Origin of the sequence: Actinoplanes sichuanensis (assembly GCF_033097365.1) — a bacterium.
GTDB lineage: Bacteria > Actinomycetota > Actinomycetes > Mycobacteriales > Micromonosporaceae > Actinoplanes > Actinoplanes sichuanensis.
Genome location: NZ_AP028461.1, coordinates 5233436 through 5246329, shown reverse-complemented (window position 1 = coordinate 5246329; position 12894 = coordinate 5233436). Strand labels below are relative to the sequence as shown.

Annotated in this window: 11 protein-coding genes; 5 read left to right on the top strand and 6 right to left on the bottom strand. The window is 71.4% G+C overall.

Annotated features, from left to right (window positions below; genetic code table 11):
• Positions 1–34 precede the first annotated feature (34 nt).
• Entirely contained in the window at positions 35–448 is a 414-nt protein-coding gene (locus tag Q0Z83_RS24125) for a hypothetical protein (RefSeq protein ID WP_317796253.1), read from the top strand.
• A 1-nt stretch (position 449) separates the two neighbouring features.
• Here Q0Z83_RS24125 and Q0Z83_RS24120 read toward each other — a convergent pair whose 3' ends face one another.
• The 4 genes from Q0Z83_RS24120 to Q0Z83_RS24105 form a co-directional block, all read right to left on the bottom strand.
• Positions 450–1766, bottom strand: a complete 1317-nt coding sequence (locus Q0Z83_RS24120; protein WP_317796252.1) for an extracellular solute-binding protein — start codon at positions 1764–1766, stop codon at positions 450–452.
• On the bottom strand, positions 1763–4291 hold the full coding sequence (locus tag Q0Z83_RS24115) for a caspase, EACC1-associated type (RefSeq protein ID WP_317796251.1): 2529 nt from the start codon (positions 4289–4291) through the stop codon (positions 1763–1765). Before Q0Z83_RS24115 ends, Q0Z83_RS24120 begins: the two co-directional genes overlap by 4 nt.
• A 1-nt stretch (position 4292) precedes the next feature.
• The gene (locus tag Q0Z83_RS24110; RefSeq protein WP_317796250.1) at positions 4293–4685 is read right to left on the bottom strand and encodes an effector-associated constant component EACC1; all 393 of its coding nucleotides are present in this window, start codon (positions 4683–4685) and stop codon (positions 4293–4295) included.
• A 140-nt stretch (positions 4686–4825) separates the two neighbouring features.
• Positions 4826–5821, bottom strand: a complete 996-nt coding sequence (locus Q0Z83_RS24105; protein WP_317796249.1) for an aldo/keto reductase — start codon at positions 5819–5821, stop codon at positions 4826–4828.
• Positions 5822–5923: 102 nt separating this feature from the next.
• On the opposite strand from Q0Z83_RS24105, the gene Q0Z83_RS24100 reads away from it, so the two are divergent.
• Complete coding sequence (locus Q0Z83_RS24100) at positions 5924–6769, top strand: helix-turn-helix transcriptional regulator (RefSeq protein ID WP_317796248.1); 846 nt, start codon at positions 5924–5926, stop codon at positions 6767–6769.
• Here Q0Z83_RS24100 and Q0Z83_RS24095 read toward each other — a convergent pair.
• Positions 6759–9350 (bottom strand): ATP-binding protein, encoded by a 2592-nt coding sequence (locus Q0Z83_RS24095; RefSeq protein ID WP_317796247.1) that lies wholly within the window; start codon positions 9348–9350, stop codon positions 6759–6761. The genes Q0Z83_RS24100 and Q0Z83_RS24095 overlap by 11 nt on opposite strands.
• 63 nt (positions 9351–9413) lie before the next feature.
• Between Q0Z83_RS24095 and Q0Z83_RS24090 the strand changes: the two genes are divergently transcribed.
• On the top strand, positions 9414–9671 hold the full coding sequence (locus tag Q0Z83_RS24090) for a CBU_0592 family membrane protein (protein ID WP_317796246.1): 258 nt from the start codon (positions 9414–9416) through the stop codon (positions 9669–9671).
• 86 nt (positions 9672–9757) lie between these two features.
• Positions 9758–11290, top strand: a complete 1533-nt coding sequence (locus tag Q0Z83_RS24085) for a PstS family phosphate ABC transporter substrate-binding protein (protein WP_317797124.1) — start codon at positions 9758–9760, stop codon at positions 11288–11290.
• On the opposite strand, the gene Q0Z83_RS24080 is transcribed toward Q0Z83_RS24085, so the two are convergent.
• Entirely contained in the window at positions 11291–12127 is an 837-nt protein-coding gene (locus Q0Z83_RS24080; protein ID WP_317796245.1) for a YihY/virulence factor BrkB family protein, read from the bottom strand.
• An 86-nt stretch (positions 12128–12213) separates the two neighbouring features.
• Here Q0Z83_RS24080 and Q0Z83_RS24075 point away from each other — a divergent pair, with 86 nt between their 5' ends.
• Positions 12214–12882, top strand: a complete 669-nt coding sequence (locus Q0Z83_RS24075; protein ID WP_317796244.1) for a M15 family metallopeptidase — start codon at positions 12214–12216, stop codon at positions 12880–12882.
• The last annotated feature ends 12 nt before the right edge of the window (positions 12883–12894 follow it).

The window sequence follows — 12894 nt, the reverse complement described above, 5'->3', positions numbered from 1 at the left end:
CGGCGCCATCAACGTGATCAACGGGGGGACTGTCGTGAGCGACCTCAAGACCTTCATCCAGGACGTCCTGGAAGCGAACCACGCCGACAACGGCAAGATCGAGGAGCAGATCGCGCGGTTCGAGGCCGAGGGCCGCCGGATCGTCGCGGGTGGCCAGATCAGCGAGACCACCTGGGACATCGTCGACTGGCGGACCAACGAGATCCTCGCCGCCGGCGAGGACGGCCTGGACGGGTACCTCGCCGCCGGCAAGGAACTCGACCCGGACGACAAGTGGGTCCACTACGACCGGGTCCTCGAGGACACCGACCTCACCCAGGTCGACGGTGGTGACCTGCCGGACGGTCTCGCCGACGTGATCGAGGACTGGGCGCTGTCCGGCGACGCCGAGGAGATCGCCGAGTTCATCGGCTGGTCGGTCGACAAGGTCGAGCTCTACCAGGACTGAGTCACCGGGGCTGGAGCCGGCCCTGCGCGGCGTCGGTGAGCCGCTGCCGCAGGTCCGGCGGCACCTGCTTTCCGCCGCTGTTGCGGATCTCGGTGACCAGCTGCCGGACCTCCTCACTGAACCGCGGATAGTACGGCGTCTGCGGCCGCTGCCGGCTGTTCTCGATCGCCGCCCGGATCGTCGCCGCGTACGGATGCGCGGCCTTGATCTCCGGCCGGTCATAGGTCGCGCCGGTCGCCGCCGCATAGCCGCCGACCTGCATCAACACCCGCTGCGACGGCTCACCGGCGAGAAACGTGATCAGCTCCCGGGCGTCGTCGCCGCGAGTCGACCCGGACACCACCGCCAGGTTCTGCCCGCCCAGCACCGCCGGACCCGGCAGCGGTGTCATCACGATGTCCGCTGCCGCGACCGTGGCCCGCTGGTCGCTGCCCTCCACCAGAGCCCGGAACGCCACCGGCCAGTTGCGCATGAACACCAGCCGGCGCTGCAGGAACTCCTCGGTGGTCTCGTTCTCCCGGTAGGCGGTCGACCCCGGATCGACCACCCGCGCCGCGTCGGCCGTGCCGAACAGCCGGTCCACCGCGGCCGTCCAGATCGCCGGATCGTCCGGCACCCCCAGCGGCTGCTCCTCCGACGAGCCGCCCTGCTCCCGCTCGACCGCCCACAGCGCTTCCAGCGCGTTGACCGTGAGGCCCTCGTAGCCGTCGAGCTGACCCGCGTACGCCGCCTTGGGTGTGCCGGATCCGTCGGCCGGACGCTGACCGGCGATGTCCGCCCAGGTGAACGCCGTCGGCGTGGTCGCCGGTGGCGGCTGCAGCAGCCCGCGGCGGGCGAACAGCACCCCGGCGTCGGTGTTGAACGGCAGCGCCCACAACCGCCCGTCGTAGAAGCAGCTCTCCCGGGGCTTGGCCAGCAACTCGGCCAGCTGTCGGCTGGGCAGCGAACCGGACGGCCACTGCGCGATGTACCCGAACTCGGCGAACTCCGGAATCGAGGTCACGTCGAGATTGAGGATGTCGGCCTTCACCTGCTCCTCGCCCTTGGCGTAGCGGACCATCGCGTCGTGCTGCTCGTCGGCGCTGCCGGACACCAGCTCGATCCGGGCACGCCGGTCCGGGTGCATCCGGTTCCACAGGTCGATCAGCGTCTGTCGGGCGCCGCCCTCACCGTCCTCGACCCCACTGACGATCACCAGCTCGGCCGACGTGTCCGCCGAGGAACGCAACAGCGCCGGAACCGTGGCGCCGAGCAGCACACCGGCCGCGAGCCCGGCGCCGAGTAGCAGCCAGGTGCGCCGGCCCACCGCATTGATCACGTCGTTTCCTTCTGCCACAGTCGTTCGATCTGCTCGGCCACCTGGACGTCGACCGACCCGGACGGCACCCCGACACACGCGCCGTGCTCCCGGGTCAGCGTGGCCAGCCGCGGATCGGGGCAGCCGGACGCGCCCACGTTGACGATCACCACCCGGATCGTGTCGTCGTCGAGTCGGGGCAGCGCGTGTCCGGTGGTGTCGTCGCCGTCGGTCAGTACCACCAGCACCCGATGTCTGTCGTCGGACGCCCGGTCGTCGCGCAGCTTGCGGACCCCGTGATCGACCGCCAGATACAGGGGTGTGCTGCCGGACGGCCGATATCCGCGCGCCCGCTCGGTGAGCTTCGCGGCGTCCCCGCCGATCTCGGTGATCTCGCCGCGGATCGCGGTGGAGAAGATGAACAGGCCGAACCTGTCGCGCGGGCCCATCGCGCCGACCGACGCCGCGATCCCGTCGAGCGCCGCGTCGAACCGGGTCCGCCCACCACCGGTCGTGGCCATCGACCCGGACCCGTCGACGGCGACCAGCACCGTCGCCGGTTTCCGGGCCGCCTGATACGACTTCGCGGCCCGCTCCAGGTCCGAGATGTCGGTCTCGTAGCCCTGTCTGGCGTACCAGTTCGCCGACGCCCCGTTCCGGCTGATCAACCCGGTGTCCGGCCCGGAGTTGCGAGGCCGCAGCCCACGATCGGCCAGCGCCCGACCACCGGCCGGCGAGCGGATCCACGCGGTGAAGTCATCGGCGGTACGGCGCACCCGCGCACCCGTGGCGGGCGACCACTGCGGCTGGACCATCGGATAGTCCAGCCAGCGGGTGTCACCCGGATACCAGGCGTTCCACGGCACCGCCCGCCCGCCGCAGCGGCCCCGATCCTGGCGGTACAGGTTGTGGCGGACCAACTGCCACTCGGCGACGATCACCGCACTGCGCCGCTCCGGACCGGCCGGCGCGGCACACAGCAGCGCGGCGATGTCCGGCACGCCGATACCCTGACCGGCGGCCACCGCCGCGGCGTCCAGCGGCACCTGCACCCGGCCACGGGCCACGGCCGGGCTCTGCCCCGGCGGGAACAACGACACGTCGACCAGCCGACCCACCGTGGTGGTGTCCGGGTCCGGGCGCACGATCCCGGCCACCGGCGGCCGCGGATCGCCACCGGCGACCAGACTCGTCCACGACGCGGCCGGGCGGGCCGCCGGGGTGCCGCCGGGCGCACCGGGCTCGGCCAGCACGATCGGGGACTCGGCGATCGGCCAGCGGGTCGGGTCACCCGGGATCCGTACCCCGGCGTCCGCGGTTCCGGTCAGGGCGGCCTGCACCGCCGCCATGTCCGCGGTCAGATCGGCGACCCACACGTCCGGCGGCAGACCGACCCGGCGCAGCAGCCGACGATCGTCGGCCGAGGCGTCGGCGGGGGTACGCCACGACAACGCGAACGCCCGCGCCACATCGTCCCGCGACGCGCCGGCGACACTGACCCGCACCCGCTGGCAGAAACCGGCGCCGCGGGTGGCGTACTCGTAGGCGTCGGCCACGTCGGTGAACATCTCCACCGTGTCCAGGGGCACCAGCATCCGGATCGCCGCCGGAGCCGCGCACGGAGCCGCCGCCACCGCCACCGACGCGCTCGCCGTGCCGCCCAACACGGCCAGGGCCAGCCCGCCGCCGACCGCCCGCCGCCATCGCGGATGCGCCGCCAGGAACGCCGGCCGCCGTGCCCGCCGGATGTCCACCGGCACACTCACCGGCTCGTCGGTCGGCTCGGCGGGCGCGGCCGGCACGTAGGCGCGGTTGCGGACCAGCGCCGCCTCACCGGCGAGGTTGCCGCTGTACTGCTGCGGGCGGGGCAGCCGGTGCCGCTGCATGTCCTGCCGGACCGCCGTGTACAGCGCGTGCATGGTCAGCAGTTCCTGCGGGCCGGGCAGGCCGGCGTCGATGAACTTCAGCAGCCGGCCGGTGAACGCGGTGAACTCGTCATCGGCCGGCGCCAGCGACGGCTTGTTCGCGGCGCTGGAGGTGACCACGTACAGGCCGTCGATGCCGAGCTGGGCGGTGGCCCGCTCGACCAGCCGGTCCTCGGACATGTGCAGATGCTGCAACGCCCGTCCGCTGTAACAGCAGTCCAGAATGACGATCTTGCTGGTGGCCGGGCTCTCCAGGATCTGCCCGGCGAGCGCGTCGAACCGCACGCTCGTCCACGGCTCCTCCTCGTGTGAATCCCGCACGCCCAGGTGCAGTTCACCGTCCCGATCCAGCAGCCCGTGCCCGGCGAAATAGACCAGCAGCAACTCCTCGGCCTCTTTGGCGGCCTGCCGCACCCGTTTCAGCATCTGGCCGGGAAGTTTCGGGTTCAGGATCTCGGCGCAGTTCTCATTCGTGAAACCGGACAGTTCCGGATCGGTCAGGCGGGCCTTGAGTGCGGTGATGTTGTGAGCGACCGACGGAAGATCAGGCAGATTGGCGCTGCGGTATTTCGCCGTGCCGATGAGCACGGCCCGCGACCTGGTGAAGTCGGGTAGCCCCATGTCACGGCGCCTCGCCCAGATCCTCGCGCAGGCGACGCGCCATGCCCTCCGGATCGCGCAGGTCCGGCCCCTCCACCTCGACCTCACGGTCGCCGACCGTCACCCGCACCCGGGTGCGGCGGTTGGACGCCCGGGCGGCGGCCCACCCGCCCACGCCGGCGAACACCGCCCCGATCAGGCCCGGATCGGTGACCGTCGCGACCAGCGCCTCGACCAGCCCGCCGGACATCAGGTCGGGCCGGGTCGCCGCGGTCACCGGATCCACCCGGACACCGACCAGGTCCTCGTCGCTGAGCAGCCATTTCCGCAGCTCGTTGAGGGCGCTGTCGGAATCTTCGCCGTCGAGAGTGATCTCGACACGGATCGGGTCACCGGAATCGGGGCTGAGCTGCATTCCGACACGGTAACCGAATCGGTCGTTCACTATCCGCCGATGATCCGCTAATCGATCTTTCGGAGGACGAGAAACGGCCGACAGGCGGAGACAGCCGCCAATGCGGAAAGAGTAGTGCCTGGTCGGGCCGGGAGAGGCGGTCAGTTGCCGACGCCGACCGATGCCATCATGGCCGCCGGATATCTGTCGCCGCGGGCCGACCCGGCCGGTACCGCCGCCTCGATCGCCGCCAGGTCCTCGGCGGTGAGCCGCACGTCCAGCGCCGGCAGTGCCTCCGACAACCGTTCCCGGGTCCGGGCTCCGGCCAGCGGCACGATGTCCGGGCCCTGCGCGGCCACCCAGGCGATCGCCAGCTGCGCCACCGTGCAGCCGCGCCCGTCGGCGATCCGCCGCACCGCCTCGACCAGGGCCAGATTGTGCCGCCCGTTGTCACCGGAGAACCGCGGCAGCATCGCCCGATGGTCGCCGGGTCGTACCGCGTCCGGGTTCCAGTGCCCGGAGATCAGGCCTCGGCTCAGCACCCCGTAGGCGGTCATGCCGATGCCCAGCTCCCGCAACACCGGCAGCACCTCCGCCTCCACGGCCCGGGAGACCAGCGAATACTCGATCTGCAGATCGGCGATCGGATGGACCGCGTGTGCCCGCCGGATCGTCTCGGCACCCACCTCGGACAGCCCGACATGTCGTACGTACCCGGCGTCGACCATCTCCTTGATCGCCCCGATGGTGTCTTCGATCGGGACCTCCGGATCCAGCCGGGCGGGCCGGTACACGTCGACGTGATCCACACCGAGCCGGGTCAGCGAATGTGCCAGCCGGTCCTTCACCGCCGCCGGCCGGTTGTCCTGCCCGAGGAACACCCCGCCCGGCCCGACCATCGCCCCGAACTTCACGCTCAGCAGGTAGTCGTCGCGGTCACGGCCGCGCAGCGCCTCGGCCACCAGCATCTCGTTGTGCCCGGTGCCGTAGTGGTCGCTGGTGTCGATCAGGGTGACGCCCGCGTCCAGGGCGGCGTGCACGGTGGCGATGCTCTCCGCCCGGTCGGCCGGCCCGTACGCGCCGGCGGTCATGCCCATCGCACCCAGCCCCAGCGCGGAGACGACCGGACCGGTGCTGCCAAGAGTTCGTGTCTGCATGCCATCGAGGCTGCGCCGCCGCCGACCGGCCCGGAAGAGGAGCACTCATCATGGGAGCGGCGCTCCCTGTCACCGCGGGCCGGCCCGGGAGAGCATGGACCCATGCAGCGTGACGAGCTGGCCGACTTCCTGCGCCGGCGGCGGGCCGCGGTCCGCCCCGCCCAGGTCGGCATCACCGAGGGACCCCGCCGCCGGACCGCCGGGCTGCGCCGCGAGGAGGTGGCCATGCTCGCCGGCGTCTCCGTCGACTACGTGGTGCGTCTGGAACAGGGCCGCAGCAGCCGGCCGTCCACCCAGCTGCTGACCGCGCTGGCCCGCGCGCTGCGGCTGTCCGACGACGAACGCGCTCACCTGTTCCGCCTGGCCGGCCACCAGCCGCCACCCGCATCCGGACCGGCCGTGCAGGCCCGCGCCGGCCTGATTCGGATGCTCGACCTGCTCGGCGACACCCCCGCCATGATCATCTCCGACCTCGGTGAGGTGCTCGCCCAGAACCGCGCGTCGATCCTGCTCAGCGGCGACCACACCGGCCTGGCCGGCGACCGTCGGTACCTGATCTACCGGTGGTTCACCGAACCGGAGGCCCGCGCCGTCGCGACGCCTGAGGAACAGGACCGGCACGCCCGCGGGCACGTCGCCGACCTACGCGCGGTGGCCGGCCGCCGCGCCGACGATCCGGAGGTCACCGGCCTGGTCGACAGGCTGCTGGCGGTCAGCGCCGACTTCCGGCGGCGGTGGGCCGAACACGAGGTCGCGGTGCGCCGCGCCGACCGCAAGACCTTCCGGCACCCGCGGGTCGGCCCGCTGACCATGGACTGCGAAACACTGCTCACCCCGGACCTGGGTCAGAAGCTGCTGGTGCTCACCCCGGCCGACGACGAGGCCCGGGAACGCCTCGATCTGCTGCGGGTGCTCGGCGTCGAGGAGTTCCCCGCGTTCACACCGTGACCGGGGCGGGCAGCGGTCGGCCGGCGTACGGCATCTCGATGATCATGCAGGTGCCGCCGCCCGGATTGTCGGCGGCTCGGATCGTGCCGTCGTGCCGTTGCAGCACCCGCTTGCAGATCGCCAGGCCCAGCCCGGTGCCGTGGTAGGACTTGGTGTGTGCGGCGACCCGATGGAACTGGTCGAACACGTGCGGCTGCTCCTCGGCCGGGATGCCGATGCCACGGTCGGCGATGGTGATCCGGATCGTCGCCGGGTCACCGTCCGGATGGCTCGCGGCGATGTCGATCCGGGCCGGCTCGCCGGGCCTGGTGTATTTCAGGGCGTTGCCGATCAGGTTGTCGAACACCTGCCGGATCATGCTGGCGTCGGCGTCGATCACCGGCAGCGGGCCGACCGTGATCTCCGGGGGCGGGCCGCCGCCGTCGGCGACGTGCAGGTGCAGGGTCCGTTCGGTGACGATGTCGGCCACCACCTCCTGCAGGTCGACATGCTGCAGGCTGATCCGCGCGTCCCGGGCCGTCGCGTAGGCGAGCAGATCGTCGATCAGCTGCTGCATCCGGCGCACCCCGGCCCCGATCCGGGCCACCGTCGGGTGCATCGACTCCGGGTCGGCCCCGTCCTCCAGATCCTCCTCCAACAGGGCCGTGTACCCGGCGATCACCATCAGCGGAGCCCGCAGATCGTGCGCGGCGACCCCGGCGAACGCGGCCAGATCCGCTTCCCGCTCACGCAGGGCGGTGATGTCGTACGACGAACCGACCGCGCCGATCCGGGCGCCGGTCCGGTCCACCAGAGGTTGGGCGTTGAGCACCACGGCCCGGGTGTGACCGCTGCCGAACCGGACCATCGCCTCCAGCCGGATCGCGTCGGCACCCCGCAACACCCGCGGAATGGGCATGTCGGCGAGAGCGATCACCTGCCCGTCCATGTCGGTGACAGTGATCCCCGAGCTGACCTCGTCGATGTGCCGCCCGGTCATCGGCGCGCCGACCCGGGCGCCCCCGGTGGCGTTGGTGTGCACCAGCATCCCGTCGGTGTCACACGTGACCACCGTGATCTGCAACGCGTCGAGCACCTGGGTCAGATAGTCCTTCTGCGCCGCCAGCTGGTCGCGGGCCGCCTCGATCGCGGCCATGTCGGCCTTGCGGGCGGTGATGTCGTGGAAGACGGCGACCGCGGCCGCCCGGCCACCCTGCAGCCGCAGCGGACGGGCCGACACACTGATGGTGAGCCCGTCCGGGTGGGTGACGTTACGGATCAGCATGTCGACGAGATCGCACTGCTCCCCGGCCAACGCCCGGACCAGCGGCAGCTCCTCGGTCGGGAACGGGCCGCTGCCGTCTACCCGGAAGATGCCGTAGTGCTCCTGCCAGTTCTGCGGGCCGCTGCGGTCCTCGGCGATCCCGAGCATCGACTTGGCGGCCGGATTGTGCAGCAGGAACTCGCCGCTGTCGTCGACCACCCCGACCCCGTCGCTCATCGCGTCCAGGATCGTGGTCAGCAGGAACGCCTGCTCCCGGGCCCGGGACTCGGCCGCCGCCAACTCGGTGGTGGCCTGCTCGACCGCCCGCCGGGCCCGGGCCCGGCCGGTGGCCAGCACGTGCACCAGCGCGGCCAGCACCAGACCGAGCGCCAACACCGAGACCGCGACCACCCGGGGCAGGGCTCTGGAGCCGATCAGTTCCCGGCGGGCGCCGCCGATCCGTAGATACCAGGTGCGGTCGGCCACCGTCACCGTCCCGGAATCGGACATGTCCGGCTCGTGGGCGTCGGCTCTCGGATAGGCGGCGACCAGCGGTCCGTACTCCTCCGGTGACGTGGACAGGGAGACCTCGCGCAGCCCGTCGCCGAGCGCGGGCAGCACCGTGCCGAGGAAGTTGCGGCTGCGCAGGCTCATCGTCACCCAGCCCTGGAACTCGCGGCTGCCGTCCGGGGCGGCCAGCCCGTAGACGGGTGCGGCGAGGGTGAACGACAACTGCCGCTGGGCGGGCGGCAGATTCTGATCGACGACCAGACCGTACGGCTCGGAGATCGCCGGCCGGCCGGTGTCGCGGGCCGCGCGCAGCGTGTCCCACAGCGGCCGGGACTGGGTGGCGTCCAGGCCGGCCCGGGGCACCAGCAGCGCGTCCAGCACACGCACCATCACGGTGAAGATGTGCTCCCCGGAACCGACCGGCCGGAGCAGCAGATCGGTGACACCCCGGTCCCGCCACAGCCGCTGGGTCTCGGCGATTCGGTCGTCGGGGACCGGCAGCAGGAACCCGACAGCCGTCGCCCCGGACAGCCGCATCCCCGACAGCGGGGCGCTGAGCTGCAGAAACTTCGCGTTCGTGAGGGTGTCGTGGGCGCCCGCCGCGGCCGCTGTCGTGCTGAGCGCGTCCAGATACCGGTTGACCTCGCTCTGCACGGCCGCGGTGACCTGACTGGCTCGCCGCTGCAGCAGCCGCCGCGCGGTCTCGTCGTCACCCCGGGTCATCGCCGCGAACGTGGCCCCGGCGATCATCAGGGTCACTACGATGACCGCAACGGTCAGCGTCCCGGCCGAGCGCAGCCGTGCCCCCACCGCGCTCGTTGCTGTCACTGAGTACCCATCGTCAGTTTCACCCGCGCGCTGAGCGCCGCCGGCCAGGGTTACCGTCGCCCGATGATCCAGACACTGTCGCTGATCGGCGCGTTTCTCGTGCTCACCGCGTTCGTGGGGCTCCAACTCGGGCGGCTCGGCGTGGACACCGTCACCTACCAGCTACTCAACCTGGTCGGCGCGGCGCTGCTCACCACCGTCGGTCTGCTCTCCACCACGTGGGGGTTCGTCATCCTCAACGGCGTCTGGTCGATCGTCGCGGTCGCCAAACTGTGGCAGCTCGCCCGCCGCGGCCGCCGGACAGGTGCCGCCGATGTGTGATTCCCCGTTAACCTGACGCATCCCCGCAGCTCACATCCACCGAGGAGAGTCGATGGATTGACGTGCCGAGGGGAGTGCCGGTGGCGATGTCGGTCCTGGTCGACTGGCTCAGTGCCCAGCAGGGTGTCAGCAGTCTCATCGCCGCGCTGATACTGGCGGTCGGGCTCACCCTGTTCAACCAGTTCCAGGCCCGGCGCAGGCGGGTGCTGTCGTTCCGGGTGCGGTTCAACTCACCGCTCGGGTTCAGCCCGGCCTACGCCCGGCTGGTGGCCCGGGTGATGGACCAGGAGAACACCCACATCGAGCAGCCGGCGCTGGTCGTGGCCCGGGTCAAGAACGTCGGGCGGACCTCGATCTCCAAGCACGACTACAAGACGTTCGAGCTGGACTTCCCGGACCGCCGCACGATCGCGGCCGGCCTCACCGAGGAGAAACCGGAGGCGCTGGCCGGCGAGTTCAAGGGTTTCCGCTGGCAGCTCGGCCAGTCGACGCTGGAACTGCCACGCGTCGACCTGAACCCGAACGAGGAGTACAAGGTCGTCGTCCTGCTCTCCAACGACGGTGCGGGCCCGAACCCGGCGGCCAAGGCGATCGGTCGGCTCGCCGAGGGCGGTGTGGTCACCCAGGCCGACACGCCACGCACCCGCCGTACCACCATCGCCGGTGCCGCGGTGAGCATCCTGCTGGCCGGTGCGCTGGTCGCGACGCTGCTGTTCGCCAGTTCCGACCGCAAGGCGGGCACCGGGGCCGGCGCGCCGGTCTGCGCCTCCGGCGAGCTGACCGTGGAGGGGTCGAGCGCGTTCGCCGGGATCGCCGCGCACCTGGCCGAGCAGTACATGACCTACTGCGACGACGCGAAGATCACCGTGGTCGCGGCGGGCAGTTTCGAAGGGCTCGACCACCTGCAGAACGTCGCCCCCGAACAGCGCCCCAAACGGCTCGCCCTGGCGGACGGCAAGTTCATCGGGTTCGCTGATCTGGTGCCCAGCCGAGGGTTGGCCGTCGTCCCGTACAGCATCGTGGTCAACAACGGGGTGACGGTGACTGACCTGCCTGCCGAGACCCTGCGCCGGATCTTCCGGGGTGAGGTCGCCGACTGGCGGGACGTCGATCCGGCGCTGAACCCGGGCCCGATCCGGGTGGTCGCCCGCGACGACCGGTCCGGCAGCCGCCGCGCGTTGGAGACGTTCGTGCTGAAGGGCCGTCAGGCCGGCGCCACCAGCGACTCGTGCGACGTGCTGCGTGAGGGCGTGCCGCGTGACCAGCCGGTGATCTGTGAGCAGACCACCACCAGCGACGTGCTCACCAAGGTCCGCACCCGGGCCGGCGCCATCGGCTACGTCGACACCCCGAACGCGCTGCTCACCGCCGGAGTCGACCAGGTGCGGCTGGGCGGTCAGGCGGCCACCGTCGACGACATCCGGGCCGGCTACCCGTTCTGGACCGTCGAGTACCTGTACAGCTACGGCGACCTGGACCGGACCGACCCGCTGACCCGTTCGTTCGCGAACTACCTGGTCGGGGTGGAGGCCCGGTCGATGATCGCGGCCCAGCAGTACGCCCCGTGCGTGCGCACCGACGGCACCCCGGAACCGCTGTGCACCACCCCGCGCGAGTGATCAGCTTCGGACGGCCAGGTCGGTGGCACGGCCCACGGTGCTCGTCGCGGTCAGCGCGGCGGCGAACAGCATCACCTGGTTGACCAGGTTCAGGAAGACCAGTAACCCGACCGAGCCGGCGACCAGCCCGTACACCGGATTGGCCTCGACCGCCCGCACGTAGAACCCGCCGAGGGTCTTCAGCAGTTCGATGACCACGCCGGTCAGCAGCGCCGGGCCGATCAGCCGCCGCCACGACATCCGCACCCGCGGCAGCCCGGCCAGCGCGCCGCAGGCCAGCGCGGTGTTGACGCCGGTGCCGGCCAGGAACCCGACCACCTCCAGCAGCACCCGCGACAGCGTGTCGCCCGCGTCGGCGACCTCGGCGATCCGGCCTGCCACGACCGTTGTCGCATACGCGCCCGCCACCGATGCGACCAGCAGCACCGCGAGGCCGGCCAGCACGGCCAGGTCGGCCAGGATCCGCCCGACCAGCCGGCCCGGATATTCCGGCAGCTCCCAGATCCGGCGGATCGACGACCGGAACGCGTCGGTCCAGAACCATCCGGTGACCGGCAACCCCACGAAAGCGACGACCCCCACGGTGGTACGGGCATCGCGGATCGCCTCCACGTCGACGCTCGGCAGGTCCTGCGCCAGATAGTGCTCGACCTCGCGCAGTACCTGCGGGTCGTCCAGCACGAATCCGAACACCGCGAAGCCCAGCAGCCAGGCCGCGAACGTGCCGAAGAAGGCGTAGTACGTCACGGCGGCGGCCAGGCGCCCACCGTCGGCCTGGTCGTACCGTCGCGCCGCCCGCACCAGGTGATCGACCCATTCACGATCCCGCAACCACACGCGTCGTCCCTTACCCGGCAGCGAGTTGCGCCGAACAGATCAGGTACCGCAAGGTACTGCAGGAACCCGCCCACGGATGGAGTTAAATGCCGCCCGAGCCGTACGTCCTGCTGTCCGACAGTCGCATCGACGCCATCGCGCTGGGGGAGTCCGAGGAGCCCCTGGTCGACCTGCGGGACATACCGGAACTACGGCTCGACGGGCGGTACGCCGACGCCGACGGTGCGTACGGCCACCTCCGCGAGGGTGTGGTGGCGCGGCTACTGGACGCACAGGCGAGCCTGCCCGACGGGCTGCGGTTCCTGATCACCGAAGGGTACCGGCCGCTGGACCGCCAACAGGAGATCTTCGACGGCTACCTCGACGAGCTGGCCGCCCGGCACCCGGAGTGGGACACCGAACGGGTCTACGTCGAGGCCACCAAGTTCGTCTCGCCGGTGCACGTGGCCCCGCACAGCACCGGCGGCGCCGTCGACCTGACCCTGTGCGACGCCGACGGTGCCGAGGTCGACATGGGTACACCGCTGGACGCGACCCCGGTGGACAGTGCCAACGCCTGTTTCACGGCCGCCGAGAACATCCCGGACCGGGCCCGTCGCCATCGGCGGACCCTGATCACCGCGCTGACCTCGGTCGGACTGGTGAACTATCCGACCGAGTGGTGGCACTGGTCGTTCGGCGAGCGGTACTGGGCGTTCACGACCGGTGCCGGCCGCACCCGGTACGCCCCGGTACGGCTGGCCCTGCCCGCCTGACGTCGTTCTACG